Annotated in this window: 13 protein-coding genes; 10 read left to right on the forward strand and 3 right to left on the reverse strand. The window is 70.8% G+C overall.

Features of this window, described 5'->3' with window-relative positions; translation table 11 throughout:
- Positions 1 to 103: 103 nt before the first annotated feature.
- Positions 104 to 1066 carry a DUF5926 family protein gene (locus LGI35_RS22805; RefSeq protein WP_227295921.1) on the forward strand — a complete coding sequence of 321 codons (963 nt, stop codon included), beginning with the start codon at positions 104 to 106 and terminating at the stop codon, positions 1064 to 1066.
- Between the two features lie 228 nt (positions 1067 to 1294).
- On the opposite strand, the gene LGI35_RS22810 is transcribed toward LGI35_RS22805, so the two are convergent.
- Positions 1295 to 2008, reverse strand: a complete 714-nt coding sequence (locus tag LGI35_RS22810) for a hypothetical protein (protein ID WP_227295923.1) — start codon at positions 2006 to 2008, stop codon at positions 1295 to 1297.
- A gap of 55 nt (positions 2009 to 2063) precedes the next feature.
- A complete protein-coding gene (locus LGI35_RS22815) occupies positions 2064 to 2759 on the reverse strand; it encodes a bifunctional DNA primase/polymerase (protein WP_227295925.1) in 696 nt (231 codons plus the stop codon).
- A gap of 457 nt (positions 2760 to 3216) precedes the next feature.
- Between LGI35_RS22815 and LGI35_RS22820 the strand changes: the two genes are divergently transcribed.
- Both LGI35_RS22820 and LGI35_RS22825 read left to right on the forward strand, forming a co-directional pair.
- Entirely contained in the window at positions 3217 to 4740 is a 1524-nt protein-coding gene (locus tag LGI35_RS22820; protein ID WP_227295927.1) for a PP2C family protein-serine/threonine phosphatase, read from the forward strand.
- A gap of 154 nt (positions 4741 to 4894) precedes the next feature.
- A complete protein-coding gene (locus LGI35_RS22825) occupies positions 4895 to 6364 on the forward strand; it encodes an aminopeptidase P family protein (RefSeq protein ID WP_227295929.1) in 1470 nt (489 codons plus the stop codon).
- A gap of 106 nt (positions 6365 to 6470) precedes the next feature.
- Here LGI35_RS22825 and LGI35_RS22830 read toward each other — a convergent pair whose 3' ends face one another.
- Positions 6471 to 6932 (reverse strand): ATP-binding protein, encoded by a 462-nt coding sequence (locus tag LGI35_RS22830; protein WP_116512146.1) that lies wholly within the window; start codon positions 6930 to 6932, stop codon positions 6471 to 6473.
- Between the two features lie 216 nt (positions 6933 to 7148).
- Here LGI35_RS22830 and LGI35_RS22835 point away from each other — a divergent pair, with 216 nt between their 5' ends.
- From LGI35_RS22835 to pheA, 7 genes are all read left to right on the forward strand, one after another.
- Positions 7149 to 7955: a hypothetical protein gene (locus LGI35_RS22835; RefSeq protein WP_227295931.1), complete on the forward strand. Its 807-nt coding sequence runs from the start codon at positions 7149 to 7151 to the stop codon at positions 7953 to 7955.
- A 150-nt stretch (positions 7956 to 8105) separates the two neighbouring features.
- Positions 8106 to 8867 (forward strand): YcnI family copper-binding membrane protein, encoded by a 762-nt coding sequence (locus LGI35_RS22840; RefSeq protein ID WP_227295933.1) that lies wholly within the window; start codon positions 8106 to 8108, stop codon positions 8865 to 8867.
- A gap of 104 nt (positions 8868 to 8971) precedes the next feature.
- Positions 8972 to 9670, forward strand: a complete 699-nt coding sequence (locus tag LGI35_RS22845) for an SCO family protein (RefSeq protein ID WP_227295935.1) — start codon at positions 8972 to 8974, stop codon at positions 9668 to 9670.
- On the forward strand, positions 9667 to 10236 hold the full coding sequence (locus tag LGI35_RS22850) for a copper chaperone PCu(A)C (RefSeq protein WP_376222078.1): 570 nt from the start codon (positions 9667 to 9669) through the stop codon (positions 10234 to 10236). Before LGI35_RS22845 ends, LGI35_RS22850 begins: the two co-directional genes overlap by 4 nt.
- A gap of 14 nt (positions 10237 to 10250) precedes the next feature.
- A complete protein-coding gene (locus LGI35_RS22855; protein ID WP_227295937.1) occupies positions 10251 to 12233 on the forward strand; it encodes a copper resistance CopC/CopD family protein in 1983 nt (660 codons plus the stop codon).
- 8 nt (positions 12234 to 12241) lie between these two features.
- Complete coding sequence (gene efeB, locus LGI35_RS22860; protein WP_227295938.1) at positions 12242 to 13495, forward strand: iron uptake transporter deferrochelatase/peroxidase subunit; 1254 nt, start codon at positions 12242 to 12244, stop codon at positions 13493 to 13495.
- Between the two features lie 10 nt (positions 13496 to 13505).
- Entirely contained in the window at positions 13506 to 14441 is a 936-nt protein-coding gene (gene pheA / locus LGI35_RS22865) for a prephenate dehydratase (protein ID WP_227295940.1), read from the forward strand.
- The last annotated feature ends 631 nt before the right edge of the window (positions 14442 to 15072 follow it).

Here is a 15072-nt window from a genome sequence, read left to right on the forward strand (position 1 = left end):
CCGGCTCCGGCCCGGCGGCCCGGGCCTGATCCCCGTTCCCGGCCGTACGAGGGGCTAGGCTCGCGCCCGTACGTACGAGAGCCGTAACCGGGAGACACCCAAGATGGCCAAGAAGCGCCCCCAGACCAAGGGCAAGTCGCACGTCAGCAGCGGGGAGATCCCGGTCGTCGGCGCCCGTGAGCCCTGCCCCTGCGGGAGCGGCCGCCGGTACAAGGCCTGCCACGGCCGTGCCGCCGCGCACGCCGTGACCGAGCTGGTGCAGCGCCCGTTCGAGGGCCTCGCGGGAGAGGGCGACTGGATCGCGCTGCGCGAGCTGGTGCCCGCCGCGACGGTGCGGCTCACCCTCAAGGAGAGCCTGCCGGACGACGTTCCGTCCGTGACACTCGCGACGGTGCTGCCGATGGCATGGCCCGCACTGCGCCGCGACGACGGCTCGGTCCTGCTCGGCCTGCAGAACGACACCTCGTCGGGCGACCTGAGCCGTGACCTCGCCGACACTCTTCAGCGCGCGCTCACCGCCGAGCCCGGTACACCGGTGCAGGCGCGCCGCGCACCCGCCGACGGCCCGCGTCTGCAGGACCTGCTCGACCCCTCTGCCGCCTTCGAGCCGGTCGTACACACGGGATTCGAGTTCTGGGTGCCGGACTCGCAGAACGCGAGCCCGGAGGTCGCCGCTTCCCTGGAGCGGGCCAACGCGGCCGCCATCCCGACCGTGAAGCTGTCCGGTGTCGACGGCGCGTACTGGTGCGAGACGCCCGACAAGAACCACCTGCGCTGGGTCATGCCGCACCCCGAGGAGCAGTTGCTCGACGCGCTCGCCCGGCTGCACGCGGCCGGCACGTCCTCGCTCGGCGAGGGCACGCGCCTGGTCGGCTCGTTCCGCGCGCACGGTCTGACCGTTCCCGTCTGGGACCTGCCCACCGGGATGAGCGCCGAGGATGTCGAGAAGCCGGCGGCCGAGTTCGCCGAGCGGCTCGCCACGGCGCTCGACTCCGCGGCGCCACTGACCGTCGAGGAGCGCAAGGCACGCGGCGGCCTCACCAATCGACAGGTGACGCTCAGCTGACCGACCGGTCAGCCACAGGGAGCCCTCGGAACGGGTGACTCCGGTCACAACTCCCCGTAGCGGCAGGTAAATCCGCATACGAATAGCCGAGATCGAATTTGCTAACGGCCGATCTCTTGTTACCGTTCGAGTAGCCCGGTTGCTGGTGCATCCCCCGTCGCCAGCAACCGGGTCCTTGTTTTCCGGGACATCCCCGTGGGCCCGCGCCCGGGAAATCGTCCCGCTCGCTCAGCGTCCGGCCGACGTCGGCGCGTTGCTTCCCGACCTGAGCAGCAGCGGCCCCTCGTCACCGGCTCCCGCGAACTCCGCCACCGCCGCGTAGTCGCTCGCCTCACCCGAAGTACGCTCCCGCGGCGTGTCACACGTCCCCGGTTCGTCCTGAGCACCCACCGCACAGTGCATCTGTACGGTGCGGCCTCCCGGCGCCATCAGGGTCAGCACGGAACTCAGCGGCCCCCCTGTCGCGTTCCGGTAGTAGGTCCTCGCCCACGTGTCCCGCCCCTGGGTCAGTACGCAGGTCTGCGCCTCGATGCCGTCGGGAGAGGCGAGTTCGGGTCCGCACCGTGCCTTCGTGGCGATGCCTGGACCGTCGAGGGCAGAGGTGCCCGGCGGCCGCTTGTGGGACCGGCGCGCCTTGCCGGCCGCATCCGACGCTGCCGCATCCGCTGCTGCCGCATCCGACGCCGCGGTGTCCGCCGGGTCGTTCGTGCCAGGTTTGTCGTCGACCTTGTCGGCGATGCTCACTCGGCCGGCGTCACCGGCGGGCAGTTCGCCGGAGTTGCGGCTGTCCTCCGCGGAGGTGTCGCCGATGGGGCCCGCGGACGCGCCCGCCAGCGGGAGGAGAACGGTCAGGATCACGACCGCGAGAAGACCGAGCAGACGGAGGCGCGAATGGGGTCTCCCCTGCTCGAGGCCGGTCGAGAGCCTGGGGAAGGAGGGCATGCGCCGAAGATATCGGCGCCGCCCCTTCACTTCCCCCGCCGCGCGCCCAATTCCTTTACAACTCGGGCGCGCTCACACCCGTACGAGTGAGGGCATCCACCACCGCGTCCACCACGGCCTCCACATCGGGCACCCAGGGCGCCGCGGAGCCGGGCAGCGGGGCACGCTCCCAGCGGACCTGGCCGAGGCCGGTGTCGGACGGAGGCAGTGCCATATAACCGCCCTCGCCGTGGAAGCGCAGGGAGCCCGGCACCCAGTCCTGGGCGTACAGGAGCTCGCCCAGCTGCTCCATGGAGTAGGGCGCCACCAGGATGAAGAGACGATCCCTCGTGGCCACGACCGGGCCGAGCCTGATGTCCGTACGGTCGAGTGCCTTGAGGGCGCGGGCTCCGGCGACCGAGGGGAGGCTCACGGCACAGGGGGCGCGGCCGCCGCTCGCGCCCGCACCGGCCCCCGTGGCCAGCACGATCGGCGCGGCCGGACGGTTGGTCCACCACCAGCGGATCATGCGCTCGTCCGTGGTCGCGGCGAGCAGTCCCGGGTCGAAGGGGTGCGCGCCGGGCACCGTGCACTCCGGGTCGGGGCAGGCGCAGCTGACGCCGTCACGGCGCCCCGCTCCTACGAGCCCCACGCCCGGGAGCACGGGCCACTGCCATGCGGTCGCGAAGGTCAGGGCCGCGCTGAACTGATCAGACTTCCCGTTGTTTCGCCTGGACAGGAGCCTGCGTCGCCTTCCGAGGATCTCGCGCATGAGCGCTCGTTCCTTTCCGTAGACCGAAGAGAACGCTGTGGGCCATCACACCATGTGTCGATCACTTCACTGAGCGTACGTACCGGGAGCGCCGCACCCCAGACTTGAGCAGGGGAACCCCTATTGTCCGAGCGCCGGCCGCGTACTTGAAAAGCCTGGCGTGGGGTGGCGGCGCCTGGCGTTTGCCGTCGCGCGCCTTACTCGCCGTCTCCGCCACGGGAGGATGGGGCACGGTCGTCGGTGGTTAAGACGCCCGGGTCCGTCACCAGGTTCCGGGTCGATCCCAACTGCTCCTGGCCTTCACCGAGTACGTACCCATCACGACCGCTGTGACGCTCTGTCGAACAATGCCAGTCGACCGCAATATGCCCTTACCCGCGGCACTTTTTGGCCAAGTTCGATCAGAGATCACTAATGCCGCACAGGCCTCCTGGACACCAGGAATCCCAGCAGGACAATGCTGGACATCCCCTCATCAGTGCGTGTAGATGTGGAAGCACTGCTGGCGGCGCAGAATCACATGGGGGTTTGCGATGCTATTGAGCAATACGCACCGGTCGGAAAGCCGGACACCATGACGGCCCCGCACTTTCCGAAAGTGGCTGGAATCGATTCAACGGTTCCCCCACCGGCACACACTGTCGCGCCCGCGTCACCCGCGCCCGCGCCCCCTTCCTCCTCCGGAGCGCCCGCAGCCCCCGAAGCCCCCGGAGCGCTGATCCAGGACCGGCTCGCCGGCTGGGTCTCCGACCTCACCACGCTGCACGAACTCACCGAGCGTCTGGCCAGGACGGCCGTCATGGACGACGCCCTGCACGAGGTGCTCCGCGCCGGTGCCGCGCTCGTCGGCGCGCGCCGCGGACTCGTCGTCCTGGAGCCCGCCGACGGCCTGGGTCCGGACACCACCGTGGGGCTCGGCCTCGCCCGCGCCGACCTCGGCCACATCGAGACGGTGCCGCGCGGCGCGACCTCGTACGGAAGGATCCTCGACCGCACGGACGGGACCGGCGAGCCCGAGGTGCACGCGGATCTGCTGTCCGAGGACGGGCTCGACCCGCGTCACCGCGAGGTCGCCGCCCGGCTCGGCTACGCGGCGAGCTTCGCGCTGCCCCTCGCGACGGAGGCGGCGGGCCGGCTCGGCGCCGCGGTGTGGCTCTACGACGAGCCCGCCGAGCCCGTCGAACGCCAGCGCCACCTGGTCGGTCTGTACACGCGCTACGCCACCGAACACCTCGCGCGCCTGCTCGAACTGGAGCGGGCGCGCACCAAGTCCCGCACCATCGCGGAGGAGTTGCTGCCGCCGCGGCTCCCGCGGGTCGCGGGCGTCCAGCTCGCCGCCCGGCACCGCACGGGCCCGCGAGGCGGCGGCGACTGGTACGACGCGCTGCCGCTGCCCGAGGGCGCGCTCGGCCTCACCGTCGGCTCCGTCACCGGCTCCGGGGCGAGCGCCGTCGCCGCGATGGGCCGGCTCAGGGCCAGCCTGCGGGCGTACGCGGTGATGGAGGGCGAGGACCCCGTCGCCGTCCTGTCCGATCTGGAGCTGCTGCTCCGGCTGACCGAGCCCGCGCGCAGCGCCACCGCCCTCTTCGCGTACTGCGAGCCCGCCCTGCGCAAGGTCGTCCTGGCCGGGGCCGGGCACAGCCCGCCGCTGGTGATCGGCGAGAGACGCACCGAGTTCGTGGAGACGTCGCTGTCCGCGCCGCTCGGCATGCTGGCCTGCTGGGAGGCGCCGAGCGTCGAGTTCAGCCCCGAGCCCGGCGAGACCGTGCTGCTGTACACGGACGGCCTGCTGCACCGCACCGGTGACCCGATGGACCGCGCCTTCGCCCGCCTGCACGCGGCGGCCGCCGGCGTCCCGCGCACGATCCGCGACGACCCCGGGGCGATCGCCGACCACGTCCTGCACACCGTCCTGCCGGACGGGCTCGACGCCGCCGACAGCGACGAGGACGTCGTGCTGCTCGCCGCGCGCTTCGAGTGATTCCGGTGACCGGGGCGGTACGCCCCGTAGCCCCCGATGTAACAGGTCTTCCGGCCCTGGGCCCCCTTCCGTACGACCGTACGATGGAGGGGGTCCACCGTTGTACCCAGGCCGCACCCTTGGCCGTTCCCAGGGCCGTATCTAGGAGGAAGACGTGTCGGAGGAGCTCACCCCGGAGAACCCGGAGATCTCTCAGACCGAGAGCGACGAGCCGATCAAGCAGCGCAAGAACGGCCTGTACCCGGGCGTGTCCGACGAGCTCGCCGAGAGCATGAAGTCCGGCTGGGCCGACACGGAGCTGCACGGCCTCGAGCCGATCGCGCAGGCGTCCGAGACGGCCGCCCGCCGCGCCGCCCTCTCCGCCCGCTTCCCCGGTGAGCGCATCGTCGTCCCCGCGGGCAACCTCAAGACCCGCTCGAACGACACCGAGTACGCCTTCCGCGCCTCGACCGAGTACGCGTACCTGACCGGCAACCAGACGGAGGACGGCGTCCTCGTCCTCGAGCCGACGGCCACCGGGCACGACGCGACGATCTACCTGCTGCCGCGCTCCGACCGCGAGAACGGCGAGTTCTGGCTCGACGGCCAGGGCGAGCTGTGGGTCGGCCGCCGCCACTCCCTCACCGAGGCCGCGCAGGTGTACGGCGTCCCCGCCTCCGACGTCCGCGAGCTCGCCGGCAAGCTGACCGAGGCCACCGGCTCGGTCCGCGTGGTGCGCGGCCACGACGCCGGCATCGAGGCCGCCCTCACGGACAAGGTCACCCGCGAGCACGACGAAGAGCTGCGCGTCTTCCTCTCCGAGGCCCGCCTCGTGAAGGACGCCTTCGAGGTCGGCGAGCTGCAGAAGGCCGTCGACTCGACGGTCCGCGGATTCGAGGACGTCGTGAAGGTCCTCGACAAGGCCGAGGCCACCAGCGAGCGCTACATCGAGGGCACGTTCTTCCTGCGCGCCCGCGTCGAGGGCAACGACATCGGCTACGGCTCGATCTGCGCCTCCGGCCCGCACGCCTGCACCCTGCACTGGGTCCGCAACGACGGCCCGGTCCGCTCCGGCGACCTGCTCCTCCTGGACGCGGGCGTGGAGACGCACAGCCTCTACACCGCCGACATCACGCGCACGCTGCCGGTCAACGGCTGCTACACCGAGCTCCAGAAGAAGATCTACGACGCCGTGTACGAAGCCCAGGAGGCCGGTATCGCGGCCGTGAAGCCTGGCGCCAAGTACCGCGACTTCCACGACGCCGCGCAGCGCGTGCTCGCCGAGAAGCTCGTCGAGTGGGGCCTCGTCGAGGGCCCGGTCGAGCGCGTCCTGGAGCTCGGCCTCCAGCGCCGCTGGACGCTGCACGGCACCGGTCACATGCTCGGCCTCGACGTCCACGACTGCGCCGTCGCGCGCACGGAGACGTACGTGGACGGCACGCTGGAGCCCGGCATGTGCCTGACCGTCGAGCCCGGTCTGTACTTCCAGGCCGACGACCTGACCGTGCCGGAGGAGTACCGCGGCATCGGTGTCCGGATCGAGGACGACATCCTCGTGACCGAGGACGGCAACCGGAACCTCTCCGCCGGTCTGCCGCGCCGCTCGGACGAGGTCGAGGCGTGGATGGCTCAGCTCAAGGGCTGAACCACGCGCGCGTAGAAGAGACGCGACCACGCGCGCGTAGAGGCGCGTTTGCGAAGTGGCCGGGCACGGCAGGACGGTGCCCGGCCGCTGTCGTGTCCGGAGGGGGTCAGGCCGAGACGAGGGGCGCGTTCTCGCGCCACTTGAGCACCTTGTCGAAGCTGACCACCGCGCCGCCCCTGCCCGGCCTGTTGACGAAGTGGACGTGGTCCGCGAGCTCCTGGATGAGACAGAGTCCGCGGCCGTGCTCGGCGTGGTCGGGGGCGGGCTTGAGCAGGGTGGTGCCCCGGCCGCGCAGCGCCGGGAAGCCGGGACCGGAGTCGGCGACCTCGATGCGGCAGGTCTCGCCCTCGAGGTAGGCCGTGACCCGGTAGGCGCCCGCCGGATCGTCGGGGTCCGGATCGCCGCCGTGCTCGACGGCGTTGGCACACGCCTCGGTGAGCGCGACGGACAGGTCGTAGGAGATGTCCGGGTCCACGCCCGCGGTCTCCATGGTGTCGATCAGCAGGCGCCGGGCGAGCGGAACGCTCGCGGCCTCGCGGCGCAGGTGCAGAGACCACCAGATGCTCATGCTCCAGCCTCCAGGCCGCGGCTCGACATACCGATACGTATTGCCGCAACGGCCCCTGTGCAATCGCGCGCTTCGCGTGATACCGCCCATACGGCGGACGCGCGGACCGATGACGGCGGTGTACGGAGTCGGCCGCAAGGGGGCGGGGCGGAAGATTACGGACCTTGCGGACCTGCCGTATGAGGCGGGTAAGCCCAGTGCGATGATGAGCCCGCCATGTCTGCCCCCCACCAGCGCGAGGCGCGCACCGGAACGGATGTCCGGCTGCTGAGGGCCGCGGTGTTCACCGCGGTCTGCGTCGCGTTGTCCGCGGCCGGACATGTGCTCGCCTCGTGTGCCACCGTCCCGCTGTGGACGCTGGGCGTCGGGTTCCTCGCGGTGTTCGCCGTCGCGGCGCCGCTCGCCGGGCGCGAGCGCTCGCTGCCGGGCATCGCCGCCGCTCTGGCGGTCGGCCAGACCGGTCTGCACACCCTCTTCGGAGTGGGCCAGCACGGCACCATGACGATGGCGCAGACCGCCCAGGAACCCTCGGTCGTGGAGCGCGCGGCCCGGCTCATGTGCGGCACGGGCATGGCGGGGATCAGCCCCGCGCAGGCGCAGAAGATCCTGTCGGACGCCGGCGTCGAACCCGGTTCCGGAACGGCGATGCACCACCACGCCGTCACCGAAGCGGCCACTTCCATGCCGCTGCTGCCGTCCCTGCCGATGCTGCTCGGGCACCTGCTCGCCGCGGTCGTCGCGGGCTGGCTGCTGCGCCATGGAGACCTCGCTCTCGGCCGGCTCGTCCGCCTCTCGGCGAACTCGGCGCACGGAGTCGCCCAGGGGGCGCTCGTTCGTTCCCTGCGCGCCGCTCTCGCTCTCGTACGCGCCCTCCGGGCCGGCCTGCCCGGGGCTTCCGAACCGGCGCCCCACGCGGTGCCCATCGAGCTCCTCGCGCCACTGCCCCTGCGCACGACGGCACTTCAGCACTCGGTGATCAGGCGCGGCCCGCCCGCGGGCGACGCGTTCCGTCTCGCTGCCTGACACGACACACGTACTCCACGCGCGGCCCTTGTACGGGTTCCCGCACAGCGCGGAGGGATGTCGTGCGGCACGCGCGCGTGTGCCCCTTTCCCGGCACGCGCACTCACCGTTCGTCTGATCCCGCTGAATCCGAGTGGAGTGGTTTCTGCCATGAAGAAGATTTCTCGCGTCTCCGTAGTCGGCGCCGCCGCCGCGTCCGCCGTCCTCGTGCTCTCCGTCCCCGCCTTCGCACACGTGAGCGTGCAGCCGGAGGGCGTGGCCGCCAAGGGCGGATACGCCGTCGTGAACTTCAAGGTGCCGAACGAGCGCGACGACGCCGCGACCACCAAGGTCGAGGTCAACTTCCCGACCGACCACCCGCTGGCCTCGGTCATGCCCGAGCCCATCCCCGGCTGGACCGCCAAGGTCACCAAGTCCAAGCTCGACAAGCCGCTGGAGATGCACGGCGAGAAGATCGACCAGGCCGTCTCCCGGGTCACCTGGACCGCCGACGGCTCGGGCAAGGACAAGGGCATCCAGCCCGGCTTCTTCCAGAAGTTCCCGCTCTCCATCGGGCAGCTTCCCGAGGACACGGACGAGCTCGTCTTCAAGGCGATCCAGACGTACGACAACAAGGAAGTCGTGCGCTGGATCGAGCCGCAGGCCAAGGGCCAGGAGGAGCCGGAGAACCCGGCTCCCACCCTGGAGCTCTCGGCCGCGACCGAGGACCACCACGGCGGCGCCGCGGCCGACGACAGCGCCAAGTCCGGTGACGACAAGGCGGCCACGGCCGCGTCCTCGTCCGACAGCTCCTCCGACGGCTCTTCCGGCAGCGACACCACCGCACGCGCGCTCGGCATCGCCGGCATCGTCGTCGGCGCCGCCGGCGTGGCCTTCGGCGTGCTCGCGGGACGCCGTCGCACCAACAGCTGAACCAACCGCGGGTGTGCACCGGGGCCGGCGCAGGCGGCGGCCCTCCACGGCCGCCGGCCGACCCCGGTGCACACCGGCCCGCCTCACATCTGGGACATTTCTCTATGCGCTCTCCCCGTAAGACCCCGCACGCAGCTCCTCGCCAGGCCCTCCGTAAGAAGACGCTGCTCGCCGCCGGGCTCATCGCCGCGGCGTCGCTCACCCTCTCCGCCTGCGGCAGTGGCGACGACGGCAACAAGCCCGTGGCCGAGGTCTCCGCCGAGACCGGCTCGAACAAGGCCGCGACCGTCCTCGACTCGCCCTTCAAGAAGCCGGACCTCGTCCTCACGGACACCCACGGCAAGAAGTTCGACCTGCGCGAGCAGACCAAGGGCAAGCCCACGCTGATCTACTTCGGCTACACCCACTGCCCCGACGTGTGCCCCCTGACGATGAGCAACATCGCCGTCGCCAAGAAGGCACTGCCCAAGGCCGAGCAGGACAAGCTCCAGGTCGTCTTCGTCACCACCGACCCGGACCGCGACACCGCGCCCGTCCTCGGCAAGTGGCTCAAGGCGCAGGACCCCGACTTCATCGGCCTGACCGGCGACTTCGCCACCATCCAGGGCAGCGCCCGTACCCTCGGCATCTCCATCGAGCCGACGGAGAAGGACAAGAACGGCAAGCTCGTCTCGATGCACGGCACGCAGGTCATCGCCTTCTCGCCGAAGACCGACGCCGGGTACGTCCTGTACGGCGAGGACGCCACCGTGGACGACTACACCAAGGACCTCCCCAAGATCATCAAGGGGGAGCGGCCGTGAGGCGTACACCGCTCGCCCTCGGCGCCACCGCGCTGGCGGCCGGACTCTCCCTCACGGCCTGCGGCTCCGGCGACTCGTCGGCCCCGGCGTCCTCCGGCAAGCCCGCGGTGAAGGTCGGCGGGGCGTTCATACCTGCGCCCGCGGGCGGCGACATGGCGGCCGGCTTCTTCGTCGTCCACAACAGCGGCGGCGCCGACACGCTCACCTCGGTGACCAGCGCCATCGCCCAGCAGGTCACCCTCCACAGCACCAAGGGCGGGGTGATGAAGGAACAGAAGTCCTTCCCCGTCCCGGCCGACGGCGAGCTCGACTTCGAACGCGGTGGCAATCACCTCATGTTCGAGAACCTGAAGCAGACGCCCAAGGAGGGCGACAAGGTGTCGGTGAAGCTGCACTTCGCCAAGTCCGGCACCGTCACGGTGACCTTCCCGGTGAAGGCCGCCACCTACAACCCGACGGCGAAGTCGGCGCACTCGTCGATGGCGTCCATGTCATCGATGTCGTCCATGCCGTCGTCGCAGTCGATGCCGTCGCACAAGCCGCACACGTCGCACACGTCGCACTGAGGGGCTGACCGTTCGTGAAGACCATCGCTCCCCGCTTCCGGCACCTGTTGCTGCTGCTCCTCGCCGTCACCGGCGCCCTCCTCGCCGGCGCCGCGCCCGTCTCCGCGCACGCCGCGCTGACCGGGAGCGACCCGAAGCAGGGCGCGGTGGTCGAGCAGGCCCCCACCCGGGTGTCCCTGACCTTCTCCGAAGAGGTCGCCCTGTCCGACGGCTCCGTACGGGTCCTCGACCCGGCCGGGAAGCGCGTCGACACCGGCAAGACGACCGACCTCGGCGGCACGACCTACGGCATCCCCCTCCACTCCGGGCTGCCCGACGGCACGTTCACCGTCGCCTACCAGGTCGTGTCGGCCGACAGCCACCCCGTCTCCGGGGCGTTCACCTTCTCCATCGGCGCCCCTTCCAAGACCACCGCGGCCCTGCCCGACCAGACCGCGGGCGGCGGCGTCGTCGGCGGGCTCTACGGCATCGCGCGGTACCTCTCCTACGCGGGCTTCATCCTCACCGTCGGCGGCGCGGCCTTCGTCCTCGCCTGCTGGCCGCGCGGAGCGGGCGTCCGCCCGGTGCAGCGGGTCGTGGTGGGCGGCTGGATCACCCTCACCGGCGCGACGCTCGCCATGCTCCTGATGCGCGGCTCCTACACGGGATCCGGCGCGGTCGGTGACATCTTCGACCTCACCCTCCTCGGGCAGGTCCTGCAGACCAAGTCGGGCGCGGCCCTGGTGTCACGGCTCCTGCTGCTGGCCGCCGCGGCCCTCTTCATCGCCGTGCTCTTCGGCGCGTACGAGAAGCGGACCGACCCCAAGGAGAAGAAGGACCTCACCTTCGGGCTCGCGATCGGCGGCGCGGTCGTCGCCGCCGGTCTCGCCGCGACGTGGGCGATGGCCGAGCACGCCTCCACCGGCATCCAGGCCGGACTCGCCATGCCCGTCGATGTACTGCACCTGCTCTCGGTCGCGGCCTGGCTCGGCGGGCTCACCACCCTGCTCGTCGCGCTGTACCGGGCGCCCTCGATCGAGGCCACGGCCGTCCGGCGGTTCTCCCGGGTGGCGTTCTGCGCGGTCTCGACGCTGGCCGCGACCGGGCTCTACCAGTCCTGGCGCCAGGTCGGCTCCTGGTCGGCGCTCACCGGCACCCGTTACGGGCAACTGCTGCTGCTCAAGATCGGGCTCGTCGCCGTCATGGTCGGCGTCGCCTGGATCTCGCGGAAGTGGACGGGACGTCTGTCGGAGGAGCTCGCCCCGGAGGCCGCCACGACCACCGTGATCGAGGAGCTCACGCGGTCGGAGGAGGCGGTGACGGTCCCGACGGGGGGCGCGTCGAAGGGGTCGTCGTCAGGGGACGCCGGGGGCGATCCGGGGTCCGGCTCCGGTGCCGATACGGGTTCGGCGTCCGCCTCTGACACGGGCTCCGGCTCCGGTGTCGACGACAAGCGGTCCGCCCAGCTCGCACGGCAGCGCGCCGCGCTCGCCACCGCCCGTGACAAGCGTGTACGGGACGCCGACCCGGGCCGCTCCGGACTACGCCGCTCCGTACTCACCGAGGCCGGCGTGGCCGTCGTCCTGCTCGTCGTCACCACCGTGCTCACCTCCACCGAGCCGGGCCGCACCGAGGAGGAGGCCAAGGCCGTCACCGCGGCGGCCTCCCAGCGGTCGGGGCCGCTCTCCCTGAAGCTGCCGTTCGACACGGGCGGCCAGGACGGCAGGGGCACGCTCCTGCTGGACATGGATCCCGGACGCACCGGCAGCAACGACATGCACGTCTATGTGGAGCGCCCCAATGGCAAGGCGTTCGACGTCCCCGAGGTGAAGGTCTCCTTCACCCTCGCCGCGAAGAAGATCGGCCCTCTGCCGGTCGTTCCCGACCACATCGCCACCGGACACTGGAGCGCGAGCGGCGTACAGATCCCCGTGGCGGGCGACTGGAAGATCGCGGTCACCGTGCGCACGTCCGACATCGACCAAGTGACCGTCAACAAGAACGCGAAGATCGGCTGAACCACACCATGGCTGACTCCGAGAACCGGACCGACTCCGGCATCTCCCGACGGCGACTCCTCGGTACCGCGGGCGCGACGGGCCTCGCCCTGGGCGCCGTGGGCGGCGCCGCCGGCTACGCGACCGCGTCGTCGAACTCCCCCGACGCCGCCGCGTCGCTGACCTCCCTCGGCGCGGACCGCGTGATGTTTCACGGGAAACATCAGCCCGGCATCACGACCCCGTTGCAGTCCCGCGGGCACTTGATCGCCTTCGATCTCGCGCCGGGCGCCGGACGCAAGGAAGCGGCGGCCCTGATGCGCCGCTGGTCGGCCACCGCCGGGCGGCTGATGGCCGGCGAGACGCTCGGCGACTCCGACACCGACGTCGCCCGCGACGCCGGCCCGTCCTCGCTGACGCTCACCTTCGGCTTCGGCCACAGCTTCTTCTCGCGTACGGGGCTGGAGAAGCAGCGCCCGGCAGCCCTCGACCCGCTGCCCGACTTCTTCTCCGACCACCTCGACAAGGCCCGCAGCAACGGCGACCTGTGGGTGCAGATCGGCGCGAACGACGCGCTGGTCGCGTTCCACGCCCTGCGCGCGGTCCAGCGGGACGCGGGGGAAGCGGCCCGGGTGCGCTGGCAGATGAATGGCTTCAACCGCTCGCCCGGCGCCACCTCCCACCCCATGACCGCCCGCAATCTCATGGGTCAGATCGACGGAACGAACAACCCGAAGCCGGCCGACGCCGACTTCGACAAGCGGATCTTCGTCCCCGCCGCGGGCGACCCCGCCTGGATGGCCGGCGGCTCGTACGCCGTCGTACGACGCATCCGCATGCTGCTCGACGACTGGGAGAAGCTGCCAGGGAAGGCGCAGGACGACGTCATCGGACGCAAGAAGTCCGACGGCGCGCCCCTGACCGGCGGCACCGAGACCACGGAGCCGGACCTGGAGAGGACCGGCGCCGACGGCAAACTCGTCATCCCCATCAACGCCCACGCGCGCATCACCCGGCCCGACCAGAACGGCGGCGCCGCGATGGTCCGCCGACCGTTCTCGTACCACGACGGCATAGGCCACGACGGGGTGCCGGACGCCGGGCTGCTCTTCATCTGCTGGCAGGCGGACCCCCTGCGCGGCTTCGTCCCGGTGCAGCGCAAGCTCGACCGGGGAGACGCCCTGTCCGACTTCATCCGTCACGAGTCGAGCGGACTCTTCGCGGTGCCCGGCGGGGCAGGCGAGGGCGAGTACGTGGGGCAGGCCCTGCTGGAGGCCCATTAGGGTGACCAGCATGTCAGCCAGCTACGCGTATCTCGGCCCCCAGGGCACCTTCACCGAGGTTGCTCTGCGCACGCTCCCGGAGACGGCCACCCGGGAGCTCGTCCCGATGGTGTCCGTGCCCGCTGCACTCGACGCCGTGCGCAACGGCGAGGCCGAGGCCGCGTTCGTGCCGATCGAGAACTCCGTCGAGGGCGGCATCACGACGACGCTCGACGAGCTGGTGGCCGGCGAGCCGCTGATGATCTACCGCGAGGTGCTGCTCTCCATCGCCTTCGCGCTGCTGGTCAGGCCCGGTACGCAGGTGTCGGACATCAAGTCGGTGACGGCCCACCCGGCGGCCCAGCCGCAGGTCCGCAACTGGATGAAGGCGAATCTCGCCGAGGACGTGACGTGGGAGTCCGCGGCGTCGAACGCGGATGGCGCACGCCTGGTGCAGGAGGGGCGCTACGACGCGGCGTTCGCGGGCGAGTTCGCAGCCGAGCGCTACGGCCTGGTGCCGCTGGTCACCGAGATCCACGACGCGGAGAACGCGCAGACGCGGTTCGTCCTCGTCGGCAAGCCCGCCCGTCCCGCGGCGCCCACCGGTGCGGACAAGACCTCCGTGGTCATCTGGCAGCGCGACGACCACCCCGGCGCACTGCTCGAACTGCTCCAGGAGTTCGCGGTGCGCGGCGTCAACCTGATGCTGCTGCAGTCCCGGCCGACCGGTGAGGGCATCGGGAACTACTGCTTCGCCATCGACGCGGAGGGCCATATCTCGGACCGCCGCGTGGGCGAGGCGCTGATGGGGCTCAAGCGGGTCTGCCCGCAGGTGCGCTTCCTGGGCTCGTATCCGAGGGCCGGAGTCACCAAGGCGGATGTCCGGACTCCGCGGACGGGGACGTCCGACAGCGACTTCATGGCGGCGTCCGACTGGCTCGCGCGCTGCCAGGACGGCCGTTTCTGAAGCCTTCGGGTTCCAGGTCGCGGCGCCTTCGGGCATACGGATTCTGAGGGCTTTCCGGCGTCTTCGGGCGCCGGATTTAGACGTTCCCGAAACCAGTCCTACCTGCAGATTTTCGCCATCCACAGAAGTTATCCACAGGTACGCTTCTCGACCTGGGGACAAGTCGACACCATCTCGCTACATGGTCGACAAATCGCCCTACAGCCCTCAAGTCCGTCCACAGGCGCGCACGTCACCCCTCGTCCACTCTTTTCCTGTGATCAACTCTATAGAGCGAACCATTTCCACTCGAAAGTGCGTGTGAGATGGGTTTGGATCGGGAACCCTTCGCCGGGCATGCGGCTTTCGGAACGATCTCTTCCGGCATCCACAGATCTTTCGCACAGCCTGTGGATAACTTTTCGGAGGGCCACATACCTGTGGACAACCCCGCTCCCAAGTCCCGCTGCACACAAGGGGATTTGGTCAAGCGGCCATGCCGCGTCTGCCCCATTTCGGGGAATGGGGCCCTTTTCATTGACCGGCGTCCACAGCGTCCGACCGGCCCCGAGAAGATCCAATTCGGCCATGCGCTTCACCGCGCCTCGCCGCACCTGGCCTCGCATTGCCGAATTCTTATTCCGGCATATCG

Source organism: Streptomyces longhuiensis (genome assembly GCF_020616555.1).
Taxonomy (GTDB): Bacteria; Actinomycetota; Actinomycetes; order Streptomycetales; family Streptomycetaceae; genus Streptomyces; species Streptomyces longhuiensis.